General features: G+C 72.5%; 1 protein-coding gene. It reads left to right on the top strand.

Features of this window, described 5'->3' with window-relative positions:
• A partial coding sequence (locus KUM03_RS38675; protein ID WP_302185915.1) for a beta-ketoacyl synthase N-terminal-like domain-containing protein occupies window positions 1-579 on the top strand: 579 nt, incomplete at both ends.

The raw sequence follows: 579 nt of genomic DNA, 5'->3' as shown, positions 1-579 counted from the left end.
CGCGATCCGCACTCCGCGCGGACGCGGCAAGGCGAACGGCGCCCTGCACGGCACGAAGCCCGTCGACCTGGTCGTCGGCCTGATCCACGAGATCCGCGCCCGTTTCCCGGACCTCGACCCCGCCGCCGTCGACGACATCGTGCTCGGCGTCGTCGGACCGGTCGGTGACCAGGGCTCCGACATCGCCCGCATCGCCGCCGTCGCGGCCGGCCTGCCGGACACCGTGGCGGGCGTGCAGGAGAACCGCTTCTGTGCCTCGGGTCTGGAGGCCGTCAACCTGGCCGCCGCGAAGGTCCGCTCGGGCTGGGAGGACCTGGTTCTCGCGGGCGGCGTCGAGTCCATGTCCCGAGTGCCCATGGCCTCGGACGGCGGCGCCTGGTTCAACGACCCGATGACCAACCTCGCCACCAACTTCGTGCCGCAGGGCATCGGCGCGGACCTGATCGCCACCATCGAGGGCTTCTCCCGCCGCGACGTCGACGAGTACGCGGCCCTCTCCCAGGAGCGCGCGGCCACCGCCTGGAAGGAGAACCGCTTCGAGCGGTCCGTGGTGCCCGTGAAGGACCGCGCCGGTCTCAC

It is taken from the genome of Streptomyces sp. AC602_WCS936 (assembly GCF_019049125.1).
GTDB lineage: Bacteria > Actinomycetota > Actinomycetes > Streptomycetales > Streptomycetaceae > Streptomyces.
The sequence above is the reverse complement of the archived record's forward strand: the minus strand, read 5'-3'. Positions and strand labels throughout refer to the sequence as shown.